General features: G+C 57.4%; 20 protein-coding genes. 14 read left to right on the forward strand and 6 right to left on the reverse strand.

The features are described 5' to 3' along the window. Window positions 1-54: 54 nt before the first annotated feature. From ACZ9BE_RS10430 to ACZ9BE_RS10460, 7 genes are all read left to right on the forward strand, one after another. Window positions 55-930, forward strand: a complete 876-nt coding sequence (locus ACZ9BE_RS10430) for a branched-chain amino acid ABC transporter permease (protein WP_024012825.1) — start codon at window positions 55-57, stop codon at window positions 928-930. 11 nt (window positions 931-941) lie between these two features. Next, window positions 942-2,723 (forward strand): branched-chain amino acid ABC transporter ATP-binding protein/permease, encoded by a 1,782-nt coding sequence (locus tag ACZ9BE_RS10435; protein ID WP_218192294.1) that lies wholly within the window; start codon window positions 942-944, stop codon window positions 2,721-2,723. Then, window positions 2,716-3,420, forward strand: coding sequence for an ABC transporter ATP-binding protein (locus ACZ9BE_RS10440; RefSeq protein ID WP_073474647.1), 705 nt, complete (start codon window positions 2,716-2,718; stop codon window positions 3,418-3,420). The genes ACZ9BE_RS10435 and ACZ9BE_RS10440 overlap by 8 nt, the downstream gene beginning before the upstream one ends. Window positions 3,421-3,453: 33 nt before the next feature. Beyond that, window positions 3,454-4,224, forward strand: coding sequence for an SDR family oxidoreductase (locus ACZ9BE_RS10445; protein WP_476249373.1), 771 nt, complete (start codon window positions 3,454-3,456; stop codon window positions 4,222-4,224). A 24-nt stretch (window positions 4,225-4,248) separates the two neighbouring features. Further along, window positions 4,249-5,394 carry a glycerol dehydrogenase gene (locus ACZ9BE_RS10450; RefSeq protein WP_095179870.1) on the forward strand — a complete coding sequence of 382 codons (1,146 nt, stop codon included), beginning with the start codon at window positions 4,249-4,251 and terminating at the stop codon, window positions 5,392-5,394. Between the two features lie 108 nt (window positions 5,395-5,502). Next, a complete protein-coding gene (locus tag ACZ9BE_RS10455; protein WP_024012829.1) occupies window positions 5,503-6,039 on the forward strand; it encodes a 2,4'-dihydroxyacetophenone dioxygenase family protein in 537 nt (178 codons plus the stop codon). 87 nt (window positions 6,040-6,126) lie between these two features. Beyond that, the gene (locus tag ACZ9BE_RS10460; protein WP_016774575.1) at window positions 6,127-7,032 is read left to right on the forward strand and encodes a LysR family transcriptional regulator; all 906 of its coding nucleotides are present in this window, start codon (window positions 6,127-6,129) and stop codon (window positions 7,030-7,032) included. Window positions 7,033-7,153: 121 nt separating this feature from the next. Here ACZ9BE_RS10460 and ACZ9BE_RS10465 read toward each other — a convergent pair whose 3' ends face one another. From ACZ9BE_RS10465 to ACZ9BE_RS10475, 3 genes are all read right to left on the reverse strand, one after another. Continuing rightward, window positions 7,154-9,613: a fimbria/pilus outer membrane usher protein gene (locus tag ACZ9BE_RS10465; protein ID WP_476249374.1), complete on the reverse strand. Its 2,460-nt coding sequence runs from the start codon at window positions 9,611-9,613 to the stop codon at window positions 7,154-7,156. Between the two features lie 197 nt (window positions 9,614-9,810). Continuing rightward, window positions 9,811-10,560, reverse strand: a complete 750-nt coding sequence (locus tag ACZ9BE_RS10470; protein ID WP_041478776.1) for a fimbrial biogenesis chaperone — start codon at window positions 10,558-10,560, stop codon at window positions 9,811-9,813. Window positions 10,561-10,628: 68 nt separating this feature from the next. Next, on the reverse strand, window positions 10,629-11,234 hold the full coding sequence (locus ACZ9BE_RS10475; protein WP_056785673.1) for a fimbrial protein: 606 nt from the start codon (window positions 11,232-11,234) through the stop codon (window positions 10,629-10,631). Window positions 11,235-11,554: 320 nt separating this feature from the next. Here ACZ9BE_RS10475 and ACZ9BE_RS10480 point away from each other — a divergent pair, with 320 nt between their 5' ends. From ACZ9BE_RS10480 to ACZ9BE_RS10505, 6 genes are all read left to right on the forward strand, one after another. Continuing rightward, window positions 11,555-12,775 carry an EAL domain-containing response regulator gene (locus ACZ9BE_RS10480; protein ID WP_056785675.1) on the forward strand — a complete coding sequence of 407 codons (1,221 nt, stop codon included), beginning with the start codon at window positions 11,555-11,557 and terminating at the stop codon, window positions 12,773-12,775. A gap of 173 nt (window positions 12,776-12,948) precedes the next feature. Beyond that, complete coding sequence (locus ACZ9BE_RS10485) at window positions 12,949-13,656, forward strand: response regulator transcription factor (RefSeq protein ID WP_041478777.1); 708 nt, start codon at window positions 12,949-12,951, stop codon at window positions 13,654-13,656. 7 nt (window positions 13,657-13,663) lie between these two features. Next, window positions 13,664-17,296, forward strand: a complete 3,633-nt coding sequence (locus tag ACZ9BE_RS10490) for a transporter substrate-binding domain-containing protein (RefSeq protein WP_476249375.1) — start codon at window positions 13,664-13,666, stop codon at window positions 17,294-17,296. A gap of 102 nt (window positions 17,297-17,398) precedes the next feature. After that, on the forward strand, window positions 17,399-17,776 hold the full coding sequence (locus ACZ9BE_RS10495; protein WP_243242766.1) for a type 1 fimbrial protein: 378 nt from the start codon (window positions 17,399-17,401) through the stop codon (window positions 17,774-17,776). 308 nt (window positions 17,777-18,084) lie between these two features. Next, a complete protein-coding gene (locus ACZ9BE_RS10500; RefSeq protein WP_476249376.1) occupies window positions 18,085-18,546 on the forward strand; it encodes a hypothetical protein in 462 nt (153 codons plus the stop codon). Window positions 18,547-18,661: 115 nt separating this feature from the next. After that, complete coding sequence (locus tag ACZ9BE_RS10505) at window positions 18,662-20,290, forward strand: methyl-accepting chemotaxis protein (protein ID WP_056785681.1); 1,629 nt, start codon at window positions 18,662-18,664, stop codon at window positions 20,288-20,290. 74 nt (window positions 20,291-20,364) lie between these two features. Here ACZ9BE_RS10505 and ACZ9BE_RS10510 read toward each other — a convergent pair whose 3' ends face one another. Then, window positions 20,365-20,904, reverse strand: a complete 540-nt coding sequence (locus tag ACZ9BE_RS10510; protein ID WP_476249377.1) for a hypothetical protein — start codon at window positions 20,902-20,904, stop codon at window positions 20,365-20,367. Between the two features lie 324 nt (window positions 20,905-21,228). On the opposite strand from ACZ9BE_RS10510, the gene ACZ9BE_RS10515 reads away from it, so the two are divergent. Further along, complete coding sequence (locus ACZ9BE_RS10515) at window positions 21,229-22,185, forward strand: fimbrial protein (protein ID WP_315435016.1); 957 nt, start codon at window positions 21,229-21,231, stop codon at window positions 22,183-22,185. On the opposite strand, the gene ACZ9BE_RS10520 is transcribed toward ACZ9BE_RS10515, so the two are convergent. Both ACZ9BE_RS10520 and ACZ9BE_RS10525 read right to left on the reverse strand, forming a co-directional pair. Continuing rightward, window positions 22,180-22,539: a response regulator gene (locus ACZ9BE_RS10520; protein WP_016774585.1), complete on the reverse strand. Its 360-nt coding sequence runs from the start codon at window positions 22,537-22,539 to the stop codon at window positions 22,180-22,182. The genes ACZ9BE_RS10515 and ACZ9BE_RS10520 overlap by 6 nt on opposite strands. Before the next feature lie 23 nt (window positions 22,540-22,562). Beyond that, complete coding sequence (locus ACZ9BE_RS10525; RefSeq protein ID WP_130899380.1) at window positions 22,563-24,002, reverse strand: ATPase domain-containing protein; 1,440 nt, start codon at window positions 24,000-24,002, stop codon at window positions 22,563-22,565. Window positions 24,003-24,166 lie beyond the last annotated feature (164 nt).

Below are 24,166 nucleotides of genomic sequence, written 5' to 3' on the forward strand. Positions count from 1 at the left end.
AAGCTTGATCATTGAGCTTCACGGGTTCGTTCGCTCGCAAAGAGGGCGCCAACCGTGGAAATTTTCATCCAGCTCCTGTTAAACGGCTTATTGCTCGGTGGCACGTTGGCCATCATCAGCATCGGCCTGACGTTGATTTTCGGCATCGTGCGTGTGGTCAACTTCGCCCATGGCGAGTTTCTGATGATCGGCCTGTATGCCGTGTACTTGCTGAATTCGCACTTCGGCATCCACCCGTATATGGCGATCATTCCTGCGACGATCCTGTTGTTTGCCGCTGGTGCGGCAATGCAGCGTTTCATCATTCAGCCGTTGCTTGGCGCCGAGGGACATATCCAGATTTTCGCCACCGTCGGCGTCTCGATTGCCCTGATGAACGGCGCGTTGCTGATCTTCGGTGCCGACGTCATGACGGTGAAGAACATCAGCGTCGGTACCACGACCGTCAGCTTCGGCGCCTTTCGCGTCAGCAGCGGTCAGTTGATCACGTTTGTCGCGTCGCTCGCACTGGTCGCGGGGCTGCACTGGTTTTTGCAGAACACATTTCTCGGCCGGGCTGTCCGCGCTACTGCACAGCATCGCAACGCGGCGCAACTGATGGGTGTCAACGTCAAGAACATCTATGTGTTTGCCTTCGGCCTGGGTTGCGCCTGCCTGGGCGTCGCCTCGGGACTGATCGCCCCGCAATATCCGGTCTTTCCAACCGTTGGCACTTTCTTCGTGCTGACGGCGTTTGTGATTGTGGTGCTGGGCGGCCTGGGTAGCCTGTCCGGCGCACTGATCGGTTCAATGCTGATCGGCATCGTCGACAGTCTCGCCGGTTACTACATCGCGCCGGACCTCAAGGAGGTCGTCTACTTCACGATTTTCCTGGGCATCCTGGTGTTTCGTCCGACAGGTCTTTTCGGCGCCGGTCGCGGGTCTGAGTGAGGAAGATGTTCATGAATATTTTGCACCCGCGTGTCTATGTCAGTGCACTGGCCCTGGCGCTGTTACTGATCATTCCATTGAGCGTTGGCTCGCCGTTCGTTTATCACCTGTTCATCCTCATATGCAGTTATGCGGCACTGGCCAGTGCCTGGAACATCGTCGGCGGGTTTGCCGGCCAGCTGTCGTTGGGGCATGCCGTGTTCTATGGAGTGGGCGCTTACACGACGACGCTGTTGATGATGAAACTGGGCATCAGTCCATGGATCGGCATGTTCGCTGGCGCAATCCTGTCGTCGATTGTCGCGGTGCTGATCAGTTGGCCGTGCTTCAGATTGCGCGGGCCGTTTTTTGCCTTGGCGACCATTGCGGTGCTGGAGGTCGTGCGTCTGGTGGCGATCAATCAGCATGACGTGACCGGTGGTGCGGCAGGGCTGGGCGTACCGCTGAAGCTCGGTTTCGAGTGGATGTTGTTCCGCCCGCGCTGGCCGTACCTGCTGATCGCCTTCGCGTTTCTGCTCATCACATTGGCGGTGTCGTGGAAGATCAAGAATTCCCGACTGGGTTATTACCTGATCGCCGTGCGTGAGCGTGAAGACGCCGCCCATGCGGTGGGCGTGAACTCGGTCAAGGTCAAGCTGATCGCCGTGGTGTTGTCCGCATTTATCACCAGCCTGGTCGGCAGCTTTCATGCGATGTACCTGACCTTCATCGAACCCGGCTCGATGTTTTCTCTCGAGATGTCGATTCAGATCGCCATGTTCGCGTTGATTGGTGGACTGGGCACGGTATCGGGACCGCTGATCGGCACTTTGCTGGTGCTGCCGCTGGCTGAACTGGCACGCGGCTGGCTTGGCGATCTGGGCAGCGGGGTGCACGGTCTGGTCTATGGCATCGTGCTGGTCGTGGTGGTGCTGACTATTCCGCAAGGCGTGGTGGGGCGTTTTGGGGCCCGGATATTTGCCTGGATCGATTCATTGCCCGGCGGCCGTCGTTCGATGGCAAATACAAAAGCACCGATCGGGCCGACCTTGGCGCAAGCCCACTCGGCCACCCACGGTGAGCCGGTTCTGGTCGCAGAAAACCTGCACAAGTTCTTTGGCGGACTGCACGCCACCAACGATGTTTCGCTGAGCTTGGCCGAAGGCGAAATCGTGGGTGTGATCGGCCCGAACGGCGCCGGCAAAACCACGGTGTTCAACCAGCTCTCCGGGTTTCTTCTGCCATCCAAAGGCCAAGTGAAAGTGCGCCTGCTCAATGGCGACTGGGTCACCCCGAACAGCCCGGCCGAGTTCGCCCGGGCAGGCATTGGCCGGACCTTTCAGATCGTGCAGCCATTCGCTGATTTGAGTGTCTGCGAGAACATCATGCTCGGTGCATTCATGCACACCGCCGACGCGAGGGAGGCGAGGGCGATCGCCGAGCAAGTCGCCGAGCTGACCGAACTCACCGCGCTGCTCGACACCCGGGCGCGCAACTTGACGGTCGGCGGCATGAAGCGCCTGGAAATGGCCCGCGCTCTGGCGACCCGCCCGCGCATCCTGCTGCTCGACGAAGTCATGGCCGGCCTCAACCCGACGGATGTTGCCAAGGCCATCGCAGTGATTCGCCGGGTGCGTGATTCGGGCGTCAGCGTGTTGATGATCGAGCACCTGATGCAAGCCACCATGAGCCTTTCTGACCGCATCGTCGTGATCAGTTCCGGCACGCTGCTGATGCAGGGCGCGCCTCACGATGTGATCAACGATCCTCAGGTTATCGAAGCCTACCTCGGTAAGGAGTACAGCCATGCTTAAACTCGACAACGTCCACAGCGGCTATGGCGGTACGGAGATCCTTCGTGGCGTGTCGTTCGAGGTCAATGCCGGTGAGGTGGTGACCATCGTCGGCGCCAACGGCGCCGGCAAAACCACGACCCTGCGCAGCTTGTGCGGCATCGTCACGCCGTCCCAAGGCACGATCGAATTCGAAGGCCAGCGCATCGATGGCAATCGCCCCGATCAGATTGTCGACGCGGGCCTGACGCTGATACCGGAGGGGCGCCAGTTGTTTCCCTTCATCAGCGTGCGCGACAACCTCTTGATGGGCGCCTACAAACGCAGTGCACGAGCGGGCTACAGGCAGCGTCTGGACAATATTCTCGATCTGTTTCCGAGGGTGCGCGAACGCCTTGATCAGAACGCCGGGACACTGTCGGGCGGCGAACAACAAATGGTTGCCATCGCCCGGGGCCTGATGGCCGAGCCGAAATTGTTGATGTTTGATGAGCCGTCGCTGGGCCTGTCGCCGCTGCTGGTGTCGCAGGTCTTCGAGATTATCAACAGGATTCTCCAGTTGGGCACCACCGTGTTGATCGTCGAGCAGAACATCGTTCATACGCTGCGCATTGCTCATCGCGGTTACGTGCTGGAGAACGGCGAAGTGGTGCTCAGCGGCACCGGCCAGGAACTGCTGGAAAACCCGCACGTCAAGCGTGCTTATCTGGGGCTCTGACCCAGTCCATTCATCTGCAAGTGAGAACAGCTCATGACTCATTCCAGACACGCCGGGCGCACCGTATTGGTCACCGGTGCCGGTGGTGGCATCGGTGCGGCGATCGCGCGGTTGTATTGCGAAGAAGGTGCAGCCGTGGCGCTGCTCGACGCTGATGTCGACAAGGTGCAACAGCAGGCCGGGGCGTTGCGTGATGCGGGTTTTGCGGTCGCGTGGGCGCAGGCTGATGTCGCGAGTTTTCAAGACTGCGCTGCTGCATGCGAGCGCGTGCAAGGTGAGCTCGGCCCCATCGATACCCTGATCAACAACGCCGGCATTTCGCCCAAACACCACGGCGCACCCGCGCCGATCTGGACCATGGCGCCGGAGGAGTGGCTGCGGGTGGTCGATATCAACCTCAATGGCTCCTTCAACCTGGTGCGAGTGCTCGCGCCCGGCATGGTCGAGCGCCGGTTCGGGCGCATCGTCAATATGTCTTCGGTGGCGGGCAGCGCGTTCTTGCCGATTGTCGCAGCGCACTACAGTGCGACCAAAGCCGCAATCATCGGCTTTACCCGCCACCTGGCCGGCGAACTCGGGCCGTTCGGTGTCACCGCCAATGCGCTGGCACCTGGACGAATCGAAACGCCATTGCTCAAGACCGTATCGGCCCAGGCCAATCAAACCGTGGTCGACGAGACACCGCTGCGCAGGCTGGGCACACCGCTTGAGGTGGCGAGAGCGGCGTGTTTTCTCACGTCAAGCGAAAGCGACTTCATTACCGGCCAGGTGGTTGATGTCGCGGGCGGCTGGTTGATGCGCTGATGACTTCTTGCGAGGACGTTTGTCATGGTTAAAACGATGGGATTTCCCGGGCGCTACGAGCAGGGTCCGAATGCATTGCAACAATTGGGCAGAGTGCTGAACGACATGGGCCGATCACGGCCGCTGGTGCTTTGCGATGAGTTTGTCGCCCGGCATCTATGGCCGCAGGTTGGCGCCACGTTGCAGGACCAGGGATTGGAGCCATTGCACATCGAGTTTCCCGGCGAGTGCACGCGCGCTGCGATTGCGCAGTTATCCGAGCAGGCATTGCTGCACGCCCCCGACACGATCATTGCGCTGGGCGGTGGCAAGACCATCGATACGGCGAAGGGGCTGGCGGCCAATCTCGACGTGCCGATCATTGTCTGCCCCACGATCGCTTCAAGTGACGCGCCAACGAGTCGGCTGATCGTGCTTTACGACGAAGAGCACAAAGTGGTGGGCGTGGAGTTCCTGAAGATGAATCCCGCTGCTGTGATTGTCGATACAGAGGTCATCGTTCAGGCGCCGGCACGGTTCTTCGCGGCCGGGATCGGCGATGCCATCAGCAAGAAATTCGAAGCCCGACAGTGCTACGCCGCCGGCGGCCACAACTCTTTCGGCACACCGCCGCTGCACACGGCATTGATGCTCACCAACCTGGTTTTCGACACGCTGATGCAGTACGGCGTCCCGGCATATCAGGCGGTGTGTCGACATGAACTCACCGATGATGTCGAGCGGGTCATCGAAGGCACCGTGCTGATTAGCGGTGTCGGTTTCGAGAGCGGTGGTTTGTCACTGTCCCATGCCCTGGTTCGGGGGCTGACCGCGATACCGGCGATGGCGTCGATGCTGCATGGCGAACTGGTGGCGTTCGGCACGCTGGTGCAGATGGCGGTGGAGGCGCGACCGGCCGAAGAGATTGAACAGGTCGCGCGTCTGCTGCACGCGGTGAAGCTGCCCGTGACGTTCGCTGAACTGGGTCAGCGCACGCCGTTGACGACGGCGCAGATCAATATTCTCGTGGACGCAACCTTATCGGCGGTTTACGCCAGAAACATGCAACCGCCCTTGAACTACCAGCGCCTGGTGGAAGGATTGGCGGCGGCTGACAGCCTTGGTTCACGGCTGGTCAGAGTCTGCGCGAACCCGCCCCGACACTGTGATCCTGCGTCACAACAGGTGTGACCAAGTAGCTGTTTTCTCCCGTACAGCGACGCCATAACCTTTTCCTCAAGCGAAATCCTGGCGCAATCAAGTGCTGTGAATTCGTCAAAAAAACCGAGAGGCCTGACTATGAATACTCCTGTTAAACCTGATGAACTCGCCATTGCGTATCAGTTGCCGCAAGTTCCATTCATGACGCCCGACATGGTGCATCCGGGCGTCATGACGCAGTGGCTCGAAGACGATGCGCTGTGGGTGCCGGTAACAAAATCTGTCTCCTTCAAGCCATTGCTGCTCAACACCAGCGGCGGCTATTACATCAACCTGTTGCGGGTGCGTCAGGCCGGCGTGCTGTCGCGTCACCGCCATACCGGCGGCGTGCATGCGATCGTGCTCAAGGGTCGCTGGTACTACCTGGAGCATGACTGGGTCGCGGAGGAGGGGTCTTTTGCCTATGAGCCGCCCGGTGAAACGCATACCCTGTTCGTCCCCGAGGATGTGAGTGAAATGATCACCTGGTTCCACGTGCAGGGTGGCTACACTTACGTCGATCCGCAGGGCGTTGCCGTGGGTTACGAAGATGTGTTCACCAAGCTTGAAGCCGCCCGAGCGCATTACAAGACGCTGGGTTTGCCGGACGACTACATCGAACAGTTCATTCGCTGACCCGGCCCCCAGGAAAAAGCGCGCTTCGGCGCGCTTTTTCATAAGCGTTGAGACAACATGCCTTCAAGCTTTTCGCCAGGACCGGCCATGGACAATTATTCGCAGCTGCTCGCTTTTATATGGTCTACCGAATGTGGAAGTTTTTCTGCTGCCGCGCGCGCCCATCACCTGACGCCATCAGCGGTCAGCAAACTGATCACCCGCCTGGAAGATCGCTTGCAGGTCCGGCTGTTCCAGCGCGGCTCACGCGTGCTGACGCTGACCGAGGAGGGCGCCGCTTACCTGCGCAGCGCCAAAGCCGTCGTTGAAGCCATGAACGAGGCGGACTCGCTGGCCGAGGCGTTGCCCTCCAGGGTCAGTGGCACCCTGCGCATCCACACCATGACCTCTTTCGCCAAACACCAGATCGTGCCGTGGCTACCGGAATTTCTGGATTTGTATCCCTCACTGGACGTTGAGATCCAACTCGGCGCGCAATTCGTCGATCACTTCGAGCAAGGGCTCGATATCGCCATCCACAGCGGCGTATTGCCCAGCTCATCACGCATTGCCAGACGCATCGGCGAATGTGAATGGCTGATCTGTGCCTCGCCGCAGTACCTGGCTGAACACGGCACACCAACCACACCCGCAGATTTGCTGAATCATCGTTGCTTCAATTTCAGCTTCGTCAGCCCGTGGAACAAATGGTCATTTTTGCAGGATGGAGACGGCGTCTCGGTACCGGTGACCGCCAGCGCGTCGTTTACTCAAGGCGATCTGTTGCGCGACATGGCGCTGTCAGGCGCTGGCGTGGTGAAGCTTGCGGACTTTCATATCGGGCTTGATGTAAAAGCGGGAACGCTAGTGCCGTTGCTTGAGGATTTCAAAACGGGTGTGGTCGAGCCGATCTACCTGCTTTATTCGGATCGCAAGCATTTGAGTCCACGGATACGAGTATTCATCGAGTTTTTTCAGAACAAGTGGCGTGAGCATCCGTGGAAGGTCTCCTGACGTTCAGCTCTGGGGGCAGCGTATTGATCAACGCGATGCTCAAACTGCGCATTAAAAAGCCCTGAATCATCAGGGCTGAGTTTTGGTTGAGGGGGCGTAGAGTGACAAGCTCGCGGTCGGTCTACTTCGCGCTCGAAGAGCAGGCCAACCGGTATTGCTCATAGTTCAAGCCTTCGACCTTTTCCGGCAGCTTGTACGGCACGGGGCAGCTTTTGCCCTGCCACTTGATGGTGATGACACCGTGATCTTTGGTCACCAGCGCCAGGGCCTTGCCCGTCGGATCTGACAATGCCAGTTGTTTGCCGTCGCTATCCAACAGCACCGCGCCGAATGGAATCGGCTGGCCGTTGGCATCGTACAGTTCAAACTGGACGCGTCTGCCTTTGCTGCCTTCGAAGCGTGCAAGAACTATCGAACCTCGTCTTGGCACCAGTTGCTGGGTGGCATTGTCCAGCTCGATCTCACCGCCCAGGTTACGCGTGTCCAGCGTTACCCAGTTCACGCGGTACGGTTGCGCGTTAGGCAGAACCGCATAGCCGTTCAGGCCGGTTTTCACACCCGAATAGCTGCTGACTTCGACGCCCGACATGCCGGGCACTTCCACCAGACCGAACGTTTCACCGACGGTCTGGCCCATATTGATGCCGCCTGCATGGGCCACCAGCGATCCGGCGGCACTCAAGTTCTGTGATTCATAACCGTTGCCTCGGTTGTAACCCAGGCTCAGGTCGCCCATCGATGTGCGGGTACTCAGGCTCAGCGAGCCAGATCGATCGCCTTGGACACTGCGCCCGGTCTGCACGGAATAGTAGGTGTCGCTGTCCTCGGTCAGATAACCGTTGATCCCGGCTTGGGTGCTGGTACCGGTGTTCTGATGGTTACTGGAAATGTAGGCGCGCGGTGCGCGGGGTGTCGAACCGAGCGGAAACGAAATCGAGACGCTCAGTTGTGTGTCGTTGCTGGTGTCACCGCGCGCGCCGAACTCCTGGGTTTTGCTCAGGCTGATGTTGTAGTTCAGGTCGCGCCAATTGTTGTTGTAGCCGGCGGAAAAGCTCCGCGAGCCACCGCGATCCCAATAGCGCTGGTCACTGGCGTTCAGGTACAGCGAGCCGAACTGGCGTGCTTCGCCCAAAGTCTGGTTGACCGTGAGGTCGGTGCGGGTTTTGGAATTACCCAGGCGCCGGGTGGCCCCCGAGCTGGTGTCCTGGACATGGTCGGTCAGCGTGCGGTAACCCTCGGTCGAATAACGATAAGCGGCGAGGGTGAAGCTGGTATCGGTGCCGGTGAAGGTCTTTGCATAGAGCGCGCGTATGCTGCTGCCCTGGGTGGTTTTGCCGAATGCCTTGCTGGACGATTGCGTAACGTCCAGGGACATCGCGCCAATCGAGGTGTTCTTCGCCGCACCGATGGACAGCGCCTTGAAGCCGTTGCTCGCCTGAATGCCGGCAATGCCCGTCAGATTGCTGGTCAAGCCGTAGGCGAAAGTGCCCCCAAGGAAAGCCGGTTTGTCATAGCCCTCGCTGTTGTTATTGAATTTGCCGCTCGACAGGCTGTACTTCAACTGTCCCTCACGCACCATCGTCGGCAGGGCGGAGAATGCCTGTCGGGTGACCTTGCGCCGTCCATCCGCTTCAACAATGGTGATCTCCAGATCGCCGTTGGAGCCCGATGGATAGATGTCACTGATCTCGAACGGACCCGGCGGCACGTTGGTGGTGTAGAGAATGTAGTTATCCTGGCGGACCTCGATCGTGGCGTTGGTTTCAGCAACGCCACGTATGATCGGCGCATAGCCGCGCTCGCTGTCTGCGCGCATGCCCTCATCAGAGGCCACCTTGACGCCTTGATAGCGCACGCTGTCGAACAGATCCGAGTCGGAAAAGATTTCCCCCGCGCTCAGTTGCCCCTTGATCGCCGTGAGGTCGCGCTGGATGAACGTGCGGTTGCTGACAAAACGATTGGGCCGGCCGGTGGAGCTGCTCAGATTGGACTCGTTGCGCAGACGCCAGGCGCCAAAGTTGATGCCGTTGCGCAGCCCCAGGTTATTGGAGATTTGCGTGGTGTAATCGGTTTTGCTGCGGGTGCTGCTCAGCTGGTAGTTGATGAAACCGGCGGCCACACCTTGGTCCCAAAGCTCTGGATCTACATAGCCGCGCATGCCACGCGCCATGGCGACCTGCGGCACACTGATATTGAGGCGCAGGCGGTTGGCATCGAAATTGAGACTCGCTTGCTCGATCATTGCAGGCAGGTCGTAGTGATCGGCAGGGTGTTGCTCGTCAACCAGACCCTGCTCACGCAGTTTGCGCATGTCCACACCCAGCTGCTGCAACAGTTCCAGAGTGATGCGTGGCTCGACTTTGCCGTTGACCGGGTTGGCCGCGAAATCGATATCGCGACGCCCGACCAGCGTGCCGTTGCTGAACACGTCGACGCGGTATTGGCCTGGCAAGACGCTGTTGGCATTCAGCAACGGTTGCAGATCGACCGCCGATGAACCTTCAAGGAACAGCGTATTGAAAGATTCACTCGCCACTGCGGCCGGGGCTTCGGCGCCCACGGCGAATCCGCAAATGGCCATGTTGATAGCAAAGCACAATGGATGCAGGCAGCCCAACGCCGCTTTGTTTTTCTGGCGCGCAACATGATGCTTAACACAACTTTCAGATGTGTGGTGTTGGGAGGAAAACATGCAATTTGCCTTATCAGTCCGTGTTGCTTCAACCGGAGTCCGGAACTTGTGAATAGCTTGTAAGTTGGCAGGGTGGGGCGGGGGATTTACTGGGCGGAGGCATCTTTCACGCGCTCGGCATGGCTTTCGGCAACGCTTAGTGGTGCATCGAATCGTTGTTGTGCGCCGTAATCGTTAATTGCTGAAAAACTCAAATGCGAAGTACCAGCTGGCAGATCTTTCAGATTGAATGAGCGAACTTCCCCTGGAACGATCATTGTCGAATCAATTACCAATTCCGCTTTTTTCCCTGCAACGACTTTCAGATCGGCCAGCGACACGTGGTAGTTGCTTTGGTTTTTTACTTTCAGCACCGACTTGCCAGCCTGAGTGACCAATTGCCATGCAAGTTGCTCCGGTGCCTTTGCGGCATCACCGGTGAGTCCGTCCGGGCGGAAGAAGACCTTGATACGCTGACGTACCGCCAATTGCAGCGTGTTGACATCGGCAGCACTGGCCTGGGGGATTTCCTGCACGTTCAGCCATACCACCGACTCCTTGTCCGCAGGCATGCCGCGGCCTTCATAAAGAATCCTCAGTAATTGCTGTTGATTGGGCTCAAGTTTGGCCAGTGGTGGAGTAACTGCGAAAGGCGGTGCGCTGCCAGCGGTGTCGCCGGCATCCAGCCACGATTGCGCCAGAATGGTTTGTCCGCCGTTGCGCACGGTGACATTCGCCTCTTTGTGCGCGCCATCGAAGATAATCCGGGTGGAGCTCAAGGAGATGCTGGCGAATGCCGAGTGCGTCATCAACACCCCGGCAAGCCCCAGGCAAAGCGGAAAGTAGCGACTTAACATAGATTTCACCGATTAATCTGTTCGGGAAGGACGAGGCACAGCGGCCCCGTCCAGGTATTGCGGGCTGCTTATTCGTATTCGAGAACGAACGGCAGAGTGGCGTTACCGGTACCGGCAGTAGCGGTGGTCTTGTCGCCGGTGGTGACGTAAGCGGCTGCGAACGACAGGGTGCCGTCACCACCTGTGGTTGCGTCGCCAGTCAGGTTGGTCTGCACTTTGGCAGTGGCTTCGGAGCTCAGGTCGATCAACTGGCCATTGCTGTCCAGCAGTGCGATACCAACGCCCTTGGCCGCGTCTGCACCCTGCAGCTTGAGAACTTTCTTGCCATCAACCAGGCCCGAACCGCCGTTTACGGTTGGTTTGAACAGCATCGAAACCTTGGTGCCAGCGTTGCAGTTCACTTTCAGGTTGAAATCGTTGGCGGCCACACGACCGGCGCCCGGAGCAGAGTCGGTGCCCATGTCTTTGATCGACACGCTGCCCATGTCCACGGCAATCATCTTGTCGTTACCCGAAGCGCCGTCTACCGAGCAGGCGTCGTTGTTGATAACGCCGGTGAAGCTGATTTGACCGCTGCCGCCCTTGACAGCTTTGGCCGCTTCTTCTTCAGCCACTGCACCAGTGGAGGCAGCCAGTACGGAAAGAGTGAGTACTGCGAAAGCGAACTTTTTCATGTTTATATCCGAAGTTATTGTGAAGTGCTGCATTGAAATGCCAGGCCATATTAGGTGTGCGGTGGTGGCGGGTCTTTGGGATTTGTCTTAAAGCGATAAATGTGCGAGCCAGTCAGTAATATGGCAGTGGCGTATTCATATTTGCGGTAATGGTGCAGCGAACCAAATGAGACAATTCTCAAAGTCGTGCGGTCTTTGTCTGGCTAGTATTCGCGGATGCAGAAATTCTCAGTCAACGCAAAGTTTGTGAGCGGGCGTCCTGCTTGAAAGATTATTCAGACTTTCGCTATTAACGACTGATAGAAAGAGGTTCCAGGTTTGTGAACACGCTTCGTATATTGGTCTTGGAAGATCACGCCTTTCAGCGCACGGCGGCAGTCAGTGCGCTTAATAGTCTGGGGTACAAAAATATCTTTCAGGCGGCTGACGGCAAGGATGCGCTGGCTGTGATATCCCAGGCTGGAGGCGTGGACGTTGCATTGTGTGACTTGAGCATGGCCGGGATGGATGGTTTGACGTTCTTGCGCCTGGCGAGAGAGGCCGGTTTGATTCGTGCAGTGATCATCTGCAGTTCACTGCCTGAAGACTTGTTGCGCACGGTTGATCGAATCGTCACGTTGCAGGGGCTGGAATTGCTTGGCAGTGTCGGCAAGCCTCTGATGATCGATGTGCTGGGGCCATTGTTGGCGCGTTATCGGCCGCACACTCCGGGCGATACCAAAGTGGTGGAAAGTCATCTCGATCAGCCTTCGGAGAACGAAGTGCTCGAAGCGATACGCCGTCAGGAATTTCGCGCCTACTTCCAGCCCAAGTTTCATCTGCGCAGTGGTGAGGTGGATGGCGCCGAGGTGCTGGTGCGATGGCAGAGCCCCAGTCGCGGCTTGCTCTCGCCAGGCATGTTCTTGCCGACGATCGAGCGCTGCGGGCTGCTCGATGAGATGTTTTTCAGCCTGCTCACGCAAGGCTTGAGTCTGCAGCGCTTCGTCCAGTCTCACGGCAAGCCGTTCAAGCTGGCGTTCAATCTCGACGTGACGCAGATGGCCAATCCGAATCTTGTCGACCGGATCAAGGCGCTGTTGCGCATCCATGGCGCCTCGCCAGCTGGGCTCATTTTCGAGCTCACGGAAACCGGCCTGCTGCAGATGCCCGAGATCAGCATGGAAAACATGGTGCGTCTGCGCATGCTCGGCTTCAGTCTGGCAATCGATGATTTCGGTGTCGGCTATTCTTCACTTGAGCGGCTGTGCCAGATGCCGTTCAACGAAATCAAACTCGACGCCGGCTTCGTGCAGAATTTCCATCAGGCGCGCTACAGCGCGGTCATCCACGGGGCGTTGGCCTTGGCGCGGGAATTGGACATGCGCGTGGTGGCAGAGGGTATTGAAACCGCAGATCAGGTTCAGCATCTGGCGCGGCTTGGTTGTCAGTGGGGGCAGGGCTTCTTCTATGCTCGCCCGATGAATTGGGCGCATTTGGTCGACTGGCGTTTCGAAGGCCAGAAGTCGTCCTGGCGCCGCGCAATAGGCACATCCGATCGTTGATGCAAGCGGCATTCTGACTTTTGGGACAAAGCCCTATTTCGTCACGCCTTCAAAACACTCATCATGTGCCGAGAAATCAATCAGATGCACCTGAATGCTTCGGTGATGCCCGGGATTTGCTGCGGTTGCCAAGTGCTGATGGTCCTCCAACACTCTTCATCATGGAGCTGTTCATGCATTGGTCAGTCGTGAATCCGTTACGCGTTGCCATCCTTGATGATCACTCGCTCATACGTCTGGCGATGAAGTCGCGGCTGACGCGCGAAGCCGAGTTCAGTGTCGTAGGTGTGTATGGCAGCAGCGCGCAGTTGCTCACCGGATTGCGCGAAATCGACATCGACCTGCTGATACTCGATTACAAACTGCACGATGGGGAGCTGGACGGGCTCAATCTGATCCGCCTGCTGCGCAAGCAATATCCGGGCATGCGCATCCTTGTCTCATCTTCCGAAGAGCGCCCGGCGGTAGTGAATATGGCGATCGGGGCGGGCGTCAGCGGATTCTTCGGCAAGTCGCAGTCGGTCGATGACCTGATCACCGCCATCCGCAGTGCTGCGTCCGGCCAGTTGTATCTTTCGCCGGAAATGGCCTTCGAACTCGATGTGCTGCCTGCGTCGGTCGACGAACCTGCTGGTGCCAATGACGATGGCGCGGCGCACGGCGACGACTTCCTCAGTAATCCTCTTCTGTCACCGAAAGAAAAAGAAGTATTGCGCTGCTGCCTCGAGGGGATGGGAGTGACGCAGATCGCTTTGAAGTTCTCGCGCAGTCGCAAAACCATCAGCGGGCAAAAACAGGCCGCTTTCAAAAAGCTTGGCATTCGTGGTGATGCGGAGCTGTTCAAGTTGCAGCACAGCCTGACGGCGGACAACCAGGGATAACTCGCTTATGTTTCATCTGTTGCGCGGTGTTTTGCTAGTCAGTGTGCTTGTCATGTTCGGTAGCGGGTCGTTGTGGGCAGCAGAGCCGCGCACTCTGCAGGTGTTCGGTCGGTCTGACTGCAAGGAGCTACAGATCGATCTGGCCAATGAAGACTGGAGTTGGCTGCGGCAGAAGCGCAGTCTGGTGCTGGGCTCGGCGCTTCCGGATTTCCCGCCTTATGTCATGACCGCCAGCGGTACGCGGTACGAGGGAATAGCCGCCGACATCGCCTGCATTATCGGTCAGGCCTTGCATGTCGAAGTTACCGTCAAGGCTTATCCCGACCGTCGCGACGCCATGGCGGCGCTCGAGCGTGGCGACATCGACATGCTGGGCAGTTCCAACAGTTTCGAGTTGATCGACGGCCTCGTCACGCTCAGTAAGCCTTATGTCGAAGACGTGCCGGCAATGTTCATGCGCGGTGATGATCGGCGCCCGATGCCGGCCAATCTGGCCGGTTTGCGTATTGCGGTTGCCGACGATTACCTGCCTTCCAGTCAATTACACGCGTTATACCCCAACGCCGAATTCGTGCTTTTTCCATCGAACGAGTTGGCACTGGCTGCGCTGGCTTTTGGCAAGGTCGACCTGTTTCTCGGCGATACGGTGTCGAGCAATTACCTGATCAACCTCAACTACTTCAACTATGTGCGGCTGCACTCTTTCGTCAAAACCCAAACCAGCGGTTTCAGCTTTGCCTTGCGCCGGGGCAACGACCAATTGCTGCGTCTGATCGATTCGACCCTCGAGTCGCTGGGTGATGCGAAGATTGCCGAAATTACCAAGCGCTGGTCGGGCGGCGGCGGGGCGCTGACGCCCAAACGCATTGACCTGACACCCGGCGAAGCACGTTGGCTTGAGCTGCATCCGGTCGCGCGGTTCGTGATCAATGACGATCAGGCACCGTTTGCATTCTTTGATGGTGACGGCAACTTTGGCGGGATCGGCGCTGATCTGCTCGAGCTCATCCAGCGGCGTACCGGCTTGCAGATCAATGTCGAGCGCACCGACAGCTTTTCCAGTCTGAGCACGCGTCTGCTGGATGGCAGCGCGGATATTTCTCTGCTGACACCAACGGTCTCGCGGGAAGTCGGCATGCGTTTCACTCATCCGTTCCTTGCCAGCCCCTTTGTGATCGTCACCACCAAGGACGCAGGCGCGCCTTCAAGCCTGCAGGAGCTGCGCGGCAAGCGCGTCGCAGTGCCCGAAAGTTCGGCTGAGCGTGAGCTGCTCAAGGACTACCCCGACATCGAGATCGTTGATAACGAAACAGTTCTGGGCGCCTTGGCTGACGTGAAGGACGGTCGAGCGGACGCGATGATTACCACGTTGCACAGTGCGCGCTACTACATCGCCCACATCTACAGCGACAGCTTGCGTATCTCCAACATCGTCGGCATGAACAAAGGCTTCCTCGCTTTCGCCGCGCGGCGTGCCGATACCGAACTGGTCAGCATTCTGAACAAGGCGCTGCTGAGCATTCCGCCGGATGAGCTGGACGTAATCCTCAACAGGTGGCGTCCCATTGCAGCGTTTTCGGGGTTGTCGTGGCGCGATTACAAGGCGCTGATCTACCAGATCAGCGCTGGCGCGTTCCTGATTATCCTGGGATCGCTGGCGTGGAATTTCTACATCCGTCGGCAGATTCGCGAACGCAGTCGTGCAGAGCGCTTGCTCGGCGATCAGCTGAAGTTCATGGGCGCGCTGATCAACGGCACGCCGCATCCCATTTACGTACGTGACCGGGAAGGTCGGCTGGTGACCTGCAATAATAATTATCTGCAAACATTTGGCCTGTCAGAAAAGGACGTGATCGGCAAGACCGTGCTCGAAAGCGGCAAGCGCAATCGTCAGGAGGCGTTGCAATTTCACGACGACTACCTGCGCGTCATCGAGCAGGACGAACCTTACGAGGTGGATCGCACGCTGCATGTGGGTGATACGCGGCTGATCATTTACCACTGGATCCAGCCGTATCACGACACGGCGGGTGAAGTCAGAGGCGTGATCTGCGGCTGGATCGATATCAGCGAACGCCGTGAACTGATCGAGGAGTTGCGTTCGGCGAAAGAGCTGGCTGACGAGTCGAGCCGCGCCAAAACCACGTTCCTGGCGACCATGAGCCACGAAATCCGTACGCCGATGAGCGCCGTGATCGGCATGCTCGAACTTACCCTCAAGCGTGCCGAGCAGGGACACTTCGATCGGCCGGCGATTGAAGTGGCATACGACTCGGCAAAAGGTCTGCTGGAACTGATCGGCGATATCCTCGATGTGGTACGCATCGAATCGGGCCATGTCAGCCTTTCGCCGAAACGTGCCAACCTGCGCGAATTGGTCGAATCCGTGGCGCGGGTGTTCGACGGCTTGGCCAGGCAGAAGAGTCTGGTGCTGAAGCTCGACATCGACGCCACTGTCGGCTGTGACGTATTGGTTGATCCGATGCGCTTCCAGCAGGTGCTCTCGAACCTGGTGGGCAACGCGATCAAGTTTACCGACACCGGTCATGTCAGCGTCTCGATTCGCGGCCAACGTCTCGCTGACGAACGCTTACAGGTCGACCTCAAGGTCGAGGACACCGGCATCGGCATTTCCAACGCCGATCTGCAGAATCTGTTCCAGCCGTTTTCCCAAGCCAATCATGGTCCCTCCAGCAGAGGCGGCACCGGTCTGGGACTGGCGATCTCCCGTTCATTGTGCGAATTGATGGGCGGGCGGCTGAACATTACCAGTACGCTTGGCAAAGGCACCTGCCTGGAAGTGTCGCTGTTCTTCAATATTCTCAGCCCGCTTGGCGGCAAAGTGCTGCCTGTTTCGGTTGTTCAGGACAAACCGGTACCGACACTCAGGATTCTCGTAGTCGATGACCAGAGCGCCAACCGCCTGCTGTTGACGCAGCAGCTGAGTTTCCTTGGCCAGGCGGTGCGTGATGCCGCCGACGGTGCCCAGGCATTGGCGCTGTGGCGCTCGGAGCCGTTCGACATTGTGATCACGGACTGCAACATGCCGGTCATGAACGGCTATGAGCTGGCCCGCACCATTCGCCAGGACGAACGCGAAAGTGGTGGATCGCCGTGCATCGTACTGGGCTTCACGGCCAACGCGCAGCCGGAAGAAAAAGTGAAATGCCGGGAGGCCGGGATGGATGATTGCCTGTTCAAACCGATCAGTCTCGGCACCTTGTCGATCATGCTTGCAGGCTGGGAAAAAAATGTTGAAACCCAGCCATTTGAAAGCCCGCCTGCGGCGACTATCAAGGAGCTGGGTTCGATTCGCGAGCGTCTTGACGAGCTCACCGGGGGCGATCTCGACATGATGAAAGAACTTCTGCGCGAGGCGCTGTCGAGTTGCGAAAAGGATCTGGAGGAGTTGCATTCGCTAATACCCGAAAGCGATCCCGGGCTGTTGGCTGACCTGGCGCACCGCATCAAGGGGGCGGCGCGCATTGTTGCCGAGCATCAGGTCATTGAGGCGTGTAACGAGCTTGAGGCCGAGTGCGAGGCGCCTGTTATCGATCCGCTGGACCTCAATCGCAGTGCATTGAAGCTGGAGCATGCACAGGCTGATCTGATCAAGAAAATCAAACGGATCGAGCTGTAAACGTATCGGCTCATGACCATCCGACTGGCCTTGCATTGAAGCTGACGTTAAAGATCATTTTGCAGCGGGCGATACCTTGGTTAATAACCATGGAGTTTCGCGATGATCATTCGACGTCCTTTATTGATTGCCTGCCTTTGCCTGCTCGGTTTTGACACCGTCAGCGCAGCCCAGTCTGCGCCGGTCAGCGGAGTGATTCGCTTCAGCGGTCGAATTGTCGAGGCAAGTTGCATTGCCAGTGGCGCCAGCCATTCTTCTGTCGAGTTGCTTGATTGCCCCCAGGCAAGCACCGGGCAGATTTTTACCGTGAACAACGTCAATGCGGCAGGGCGAGGTGAGTCGCGCCAGCAGGTGTTTGTGAAGGTGATTGCCGATACTCATGAGCAGGACGATTATTACGACCAGCGCTTGCTGCTCACGGACAACAAGGGTCACCAGATAACGAGCGGTAATTACGTAGTGACGATGACGCTGCCTTGATGGCTTGGAAAGAATGAGTCTGCGCCCCTTGTTTCAAGGTTACTGACAAAAAGGGGCGTTAATAATGAGAATTGTCTGGTTCGCACAGAACCGTCCCGCGCTTCTGGCTCGTCGCGACTCCCCTGCGTTGCAAAATCCCTCCTTCAACACTTTCTGAGCCAGACCATGCGCCGATCGCGTGGGCTGTCGTCAAGGTGTGGCTTTTTATCATCTATCCCTGCGTTCATTTTTGAGACAAGTCTCATATCAGGCAGGTTGGCCCTTGGTTATTTTCTTGAAAGGAAGAATGGAGCTGCCAAAGGTGTCCGATGTTTCTTGAAAATAACCGCAGTCGATCCTTGCGGATCCTGATCGCCGACAGCGACGTGCGAAGAGGCCAGTCGATCGAACAGCAGTTCAATAAGCTGGGCTGTCTCAGCGTCTTGAACGTTTGCACTTATCGTGACCTGAAAATACTGACGTATTACTGCCCTCAACGGTTGAGCCTGGTCGTCGTCAATGCTGAGTTGCTCAGCGAAATGGCGATGGATCCGCTCGACTTTTTCGGGGAAAACCCGCTGATTCGTCATCTGCTGATTTTCAATCCCAACGATGATCACCAGTGGTCGAAGACCTTCTTCAACCCGCATCCGCAACGCTGGATGCGCCTGGTCTCGAAAATCAATCTGCCGCGCCTGGCAGATTTTCTGATGCTGGCCGACCCGGCGCTCAAGGAACTTGCGGAGCCGGCCTCGACCGACTCCACACTCTCTTCGTGCGCAAACCGCTAGCTGCTGCACCTTCCCGCGATGATCCACGTAGACGCTGAGGTGCTATTGCCCAGCGCCTGCTGTGCCGCCCACTCGTTTGCCCCATTGTCTTGAATACACTCTAAGGTAAGGCATCATGCTGCTTCGTAAACTCAATCTCGCGCCTCGTTCGGCGCTGTGTTTCGGCTTGTTCTGTCTCATGATTATCGCGATCGGATTGATCGCTCTGCAGCAAGTCGACTTGCTCAACAAGGCAGAAACGTACGTCGAGACGACGATCGTGCCGAGTATCAAGCTGCTCGGCCAACTCGATCGAGAGTTCGTCGAAATCAAGGGCAACAACGCTCGCTTGCGCAATCCCATCGAAACCCCTGAGCGCAAGGCGCAAGCCCTGATGGACATTCAGCAGTCGCGTCAGCTGATCAAAAAACATCAGCAAGCGCTCATTGATCTGCTGGCCACTGACGCTGGGCGCGAGGCGTTCGAGGAGTTTGCCAAAGCACAGAAGGTCAACGATCAGGCGCAGGACCAATACCTTCAAACCGTGGCGAACGGGCAGCTTGAAGCGGCCATTGCGTTGTCAAAGAATCAGATGCGTGCTGCCTCGGATGGTGTACAAGTCGCGCTCAAGAAGCTGATTGCACTCAACGAAATAGAAGCTTATGAGGCGGGCAAGCAGGCCGACAATGTCTATGAGCACACGCTGTTGATCGTCAGTGTGTTCATTCTCATCGCGATCGGTGCTTCGTTGGCCCTGGCCGTGTTGTATACCCGCAGCCTGACGGTACCCATTGCAGGCTCGCTAAGGGTGGCGGAATGCATCGCCGCCAATGATCTGAGCGAAACCATTGCGCTGGATGGCTCCGATGAGGCCGCGCAAATGCTGTCGTCATTGGCGGCGATGCAAACCAGTCTGCGAGATGCCTTGATCATGATCCGTGATTCGTCCACGCAGCTGGCCGAAACCTCGGAGGTCATGCACGGCGTCACTGAAGATATCTCGCGTATCACTCAACGTCAGAGCCATGAAATCGAAATGGCCGCCACCGCCGTCACTGAAATGAGTGCAGCGGTGGAGCAGGTTGCAGACAACGCCGCATCGACCTCGCAGCTGACGTCGGAATCAAGTGCGGCAGCCGTCGCCGGTCGAAGCCAGGTTAGCGACACGGTAGCCGCAATCAATCTGATGGTGTCCAGCGTGCACAGCACCTCGGCTGAGGTGCAGGCGCTATCGACCATGGCGAGCGATATCAGCAGCGTGCTGGACGTTATCCGAGAGGTTGCCGAACAAACCAATCTGCTTGCCTTGAACGCAGCGATCGAAGCAGCGCGGGCGGGGGAGGCGGGTCGCGGTTTTGCCGTGGTTGCCGATGAGGTGAGAGGGCTGGCGCAGCGTACTCAGAAGTCGACCGAGGACATCGAGTCCATGGTCAGCTCCATTCAGTCGGGCACCAGCCGCGCAGTTTCCTCCATGAGCCACACCCGCGCTCAGGCCGAGAGAACGCTCGAAATGGCCAATATCGCCGGCGAAGTGCTGACCGACATCACTGGCTCGCTGAATCTCATCAACGAGCGAAACCTGCTGATGGCAACCGCTGCCGAGGAGCAGGCTCAGGTTGCGCGGGAAGTCGACCGCAGCCTGATCAGCATTCGTGACCTGTCATGTGAAACCGCAGAGGGGTCGAAACAGACGGCAGTCGCATCGGCGGAGCTGTCGCAATTGGCGGCGTCGCTGAATAAATTGACCAAGGAATTCAAGCTTTAAGACGTTAACGGGAAGCCCTGATTGCCAGGGCTTTTTTGATCCGCGATCAAGCGCAGCGCGCAACGAGTGCTGACTCAACTCTGTGTTGGCGATTCGGTGTGTGCCGTCAGTTGTTCAATGCAGGTGGTGAGTTGTTTTTCATAGCTTTCAAGCACGGCTTCGGCTTCAGCTTCGCGCTCGTCACGCAGACGAAAGAAGTCGTCGCGACTGAGTTGGTCCGCTACGAGTCGGATATTTTGCTCGATGATCGCGCAGAGTGAGTCTTCATCCTCTAACGCCGCGCTGGTTTGTGCTGCGCGTTGAGTGTTTTCGAGTTCGGTCTTTGCCGCCTCGGCGGCCTTCGCCTGTTCCTTCGCGGTAAGCAGGTCGGTTTCCAGGGTTTGCTTTTGTTCCGCCAGACGCTTGAGTTCAGCGGTCATTGACTGGATGGTATCGGAGCGCTGCTTGAGCTGGATCTCCTGCTGTTGCACCACGGCCTTCAGTGGAAAGAGATTGTTGAGCTCATAACCGGCGACGACAGTCATGGCGATCAGCGCCAGTGCCAGAATCGTCAGGCAGTAGAGGGCGGCGTTGCTGTGGGGTTTTGCGCTATTGAGGGTATCGAGGGCTCTCACGGAATCTGTTCTCCTATCAAGAACAGTCAGGGTACTGGCCGAGTTCCACTGTGCATTTAAGACGAGTCTTAAATTGGCTTTAGTTATTTGCGCTGAGTAAGTGTGATGCTAAATAGCGTGTCTGTTTGTAGATTTTTCAGGTCTGACTGGCTGGTTATAAATCTATGAGAATTGTCTTGTTATTGAATAAATAAATTTTTGCTCAAGTGTTCTTTTTTTATTATCTTCTCGTTCCGGTCGTGGTGATTTTGCTGCCAATTAAATAGGTGTGGCTACGTCAGCCATTCAGTTGTTTACACGCTAGATAGAGTCAGAGAGAGTGTTATGAAGTTGTGCCGTGTATTGATTGTCGGGCTCTTGTATATGCTGTCGTCAAACGCAATGGCGGCGGTATGCGAATTTTATCCGGACAATTCCATGGGCAATATGCGGGTTATACTGCCGGCCACTCTCTCGGTACCACGTGACGCGCCGAATGGCACGGTTATCTATGAAAGTCCGATCGTGACGCTGGGTTCCATTCCCAGTTCGTTCAGGTGCTCTGCAGTGCACAATGAAGGTGTGCGCAATAATGTCGGCGTTACTCAGCCGGGCGTGGAGATTTTTCCTATTGGAAATACCGGAATCGGCTGGCAATGGGTCCGACCGCCATCGGGGAAAGCGTGGAAAGGCTTTCCAGGAACTACCGACACTGCTGGCGGTTGGGGTTGGAATGGTTCTGAGCACATCTTGCGTTTTGTAAAGACGGGAACTATTTCCGGCAGTGCGACGATACCCTCAGGCCAACTTGGGACCTTCGTCGCTGCAGAAATCGAGCCTCTGGCAATGAATACAAATGGCACGCGGATCGTCTCGCAGTCTTGTGAAACACCTGATGTGAAAGTGGATATGGGCAGCTACACCATGAGCGATTTTTTGCAGAACGGTGACTATGCCAAGGAGAAATATTTCTTTCTTGATATGAAAAACTGTCCTCCCGGAATCAATAACTTCAGGTACTCCTTTTCGCCCACTGCGGGCAGCCCTGCATGGAGCGCTGATACCGGCGTGGTACACCTCAACAGTAATTCCACTGCCAAAGGGCTGGCATTGCAAATGCGCTTCAGTGACAGGACGATACTCAAGCTGAACCAGAATTACATAATGAAAGCGCCAACATCGAGCGGCGGTAATGCATCCGTTTCCTTGCAAGCCCGCTTCGTGCGCATCGAGCCTTCCAATGCGCAAATGCGAGCGGGCGATGCCAATGCCGAAATTGCCTTTGTCGTCGAGTATCTATGAGCCCAACAGCCTCTTTACCTCAGCCACAATCACCGCAATATCAAACGGCTTGGGCACCACCACATCAAACAGATCCGAACGCTGCATGCCGATGTGCGCTTGCGCGCCACTCATGAGAATGATCGGCAAGTGTTTGACGGACGGCTGGGCACGTACGGCTTCGGCGAATTCGAGGCCGTCCATGACCGGCATCATGAAGTCAGTGATGACCAGGGCTGGACGTTCTCTTTCCAGCACTTCGAGAGCCTTCTTGCCATTGCTCGCGGTCACAGTCATGAAGCCCTCATCCTCAAGCGCAAAGCCAAGAATGTCAGCAATCAGATACTCGTCGTCGACTACCAGAATGGTGGTCATGTTATTTCAACCCGCTTGAAGACTTACGAAATTGAACCAGGCAATGACTCAGCTGTGACTGAAGGTTCATTTTTCAAAGCCTTTTCCAGGAACACATCTTGATCACGGATAACCACCTCGAACCGCGACGGGTTGTAGGAGCTATCACGTATCTTGAGAATGGAAAGCGTCCTGTGAAGTTCAGCGTGATTCTCAAAGAAACGCATGAGCATCAGGTTGTCGACAATACTGGACAGGTCGGAGTTCGGTGCGCTGACCTCGGAGCCGAACAAATCGCGCATTTCCCATGAGGCGAACACCGTAACGCCTCTGGATCGCAGCTCATTCATCAGCGCGCTGAAAAAGTCGGTGATGCGTTCCGGCGTGGTTGAAACCCGAGTCATGCCGCTGAGGCTATCGATGAACAGGCGCTTGATGCCTTTTTCATCGACCAGGCTCAGCAGGCGTGCGCCGAGGCCGTCCAGCAAGCCTTCGGTAGTTGGCTGCCAGGCAATGCTCAGCGCACCGCTGTGTTCCATGTGTTCGATATCAATGCCCAGCGAACGGCCTTTCAGCCGCAGCCGCTGCGGGCTTTCATAGAAGCCGAAGTGCAGGCCCGGCGATTCGGCCGTCGACTGCGCGATGAACTTCAGACCCAGCGTGGTCTTGCCGATCCCGGAAGGCCCCATGACCAGCGTCACGCTGGAGCTGTGCAAGCCACCCCCGAGGATGTCATCCAGTGAAGCAATGCCGCTTGGAATGCGCGTCATGTCCGCGCTGTCAGGGGCGGAAGGGCGCTTGTAGAGGCTTTCGAGGCGCGGGTAGACGACCAGGCCGTTATCGGTGATCTCGCACTCGTGAAGACCGGTCAACGCGCCGCTGCCGCGAGTCTTGCGCAAATGAATGCGCCGTACGGAACGGGTACCGAACAGCTCTTCGCCCATTTCGATGACGCCGTCGACCATCGTGTGCTCGGGGCTGCCGTCGTCCAGGCGCGAACTGGTCAGGAACAGCACGGTGCAACCGGCAAATGCGGCATGGCCTTGCAGTTCAGAGATGAATTTTTTCGTATCGATCGGCGAGTCGGCTTTGGAACGTGCGTTGAGCAGGCCGTCGACGACCATGACGGTCGCCTTCTGCCGGGTGATTTCGCGCCGAAGCAGCTTCACGACTTCATCAAGGCCTTCGTTTTCCAGCGTATCGAAGGCGCTTACGAACTGAATTTCGGCGCCGACTCGCGAGGCGTCGAAGAAACTCATGGTCGACAGAAACTGGAACAGACGGTCGTGGGACTCGGCCAGCAACGTGGCGACCAGCACACGGCCGCCGTTTCGGGCGTGGTGAAATCCGAGCTGATTGGCAAGGATGGTCTTGCCGGAGCCCGGACGCCCTTGAATGATGTACGAGGCGCCCGCGACAAAGCCCCCCTGAAGCAGCGCGTCGAGCCCTTCGATCCCGCTTTGAAGGCGTTTTAGCTTTTCCACAATGCAACCCTGATCTGAATAAACAGGCTTGTTCAGCCGAATGAGTGAAATGCTAACGCCATTTCCGGTCGAGGGCCATAAAGGCTGGGGAAAAGTAGCGTTTTTGCAATGTGAACCTGGCGCGTGACTGCTCGGGATCAGGGGGTAGTGACAAGCCCGGCACA

The organism is Pseudomonas sp. TE9122, from assembly GCF_056278925.1.

Excerpts from the sequence above, each read along its gene's own strand:
- ACZ9BE_RS10435 (WP_218192294.1), top strand. The coding sequence starts at position 942 with ATGAATATTTTGCACCCGCGTGTCTATGTCAGTGCACTGGCCCTGGCG.
- ACZ9BE_RS10440 (WP_073474647.1), top strand. The coding sequence starts at position 2,716 with ATGCTTAAACTCGACAACGTCCACAGCGGCTATGGCGGTACGGAGATC.
- ACZ9BE_RS10445 (WP_476249373.1), top strand. The coding sequence starts at position 3,454 with ATGACTCATTCCAGACACGCCGGGCGCACCGTATTGGTCACCGGTGCC.
- ACZ9BE_RS10450 (WP_095179870.1), top strand. The coding sequence starts at position 4,249 with ATGGTTAAAACGATGGGATTTCCCGGGCGCTACGAGCAGGGTCCGAAT.
- ACZ9BE_RS10455 (WP_024012829.1), top strand. The coding sequence starts at position 5,503 with ATGAATACTCCTGTTAAACCTGATGAACTCGCCATTGCGTATCAGTTG.
- ACZ9BE_RS10460 (WP_016774575.1), top strand. The coding sequence starts at position 6,127 with ATGGACAATTATTCGCAGCTGCTCGCTTTTATATGGTCTACCGAATGT.
- ACZ9BE_RS10465 (WP_476249374.1), bottom strand. The coding sequence starts at position 9,613 with ATGGCCATTTGCGGATTCGCCGTGGGCGCCGAAGCCCCGGCCGCAGTG.
- ACZ9BE_RS10470 (WP_041478776.1), bottom strand. The coding sequence starts at position 10,560 with ATGTTAAGTCGCTACTTTCCGCTTTGCCTGGGGCTTGCCGGGGTGTTG.
- ACZ9BE_RS10475 (WP_056785673.1), bottom strand. The coding sequence starts at position 11,234 with ATGAAAAAGTTCGCTTTCGCAGTACTCACTCTTTCCGTACTGGCTGCC.
- ACZ9BE_RS10485 (WP_041478777.1), top strand. The coding sequence starts at position 12,949 with ATGCATTGGTCAGTCGTGAATCCGTTACGCGTTGCCATCCTTGATGAT.
- ACZ9BE_RS10490 (WP_476249375.1), top strand. The coding sequence starts at position 13,664 with ATGTTTCATCTGTTGCGCGGTGTTTTGCTAGTCAGTGTGCTTGTCATG.
- ACZ9BE_RS10495 (WP_243242766.1), top strand. The coding sequence starts at position 17,399 with ATGATCATTCGACGTCCTTTATTGATTGCCTGCCTTTGCCTGCTCGGT.
- ACZ9BE_RS10500 (WP_476249376.1), top strand. The coding sequence starts at position 18,085 with ATGTTTCTTGAAAATAACCGCAGTCGATCCTTGCGGATCCTGATCGCC.
- ACZ9BE_RS10505 (WP_056785681.1), top strand. The coding sequence starts at position 18,662 with ATGCTGCTTCGTAAACTCAATCTCGCGCCTCGTTCGGCGCTGTGTTTC.
- ACZ9BE_RS10515 (WP_315435016.1), top strand. The coding sequence starts at position 21,229 with ATGAAGTTGTGCCGTGTATTGATTGTCGGGCTCTTGTATATGCTGTCG.
- ACZ9BE_RS10520 (WP_016774585.1), bottom strand. The coding sequence starts at position 22,539 with ATGACCACCATTCTGGTAGTCGACGACGAGTATCTGATTGCTGACATT.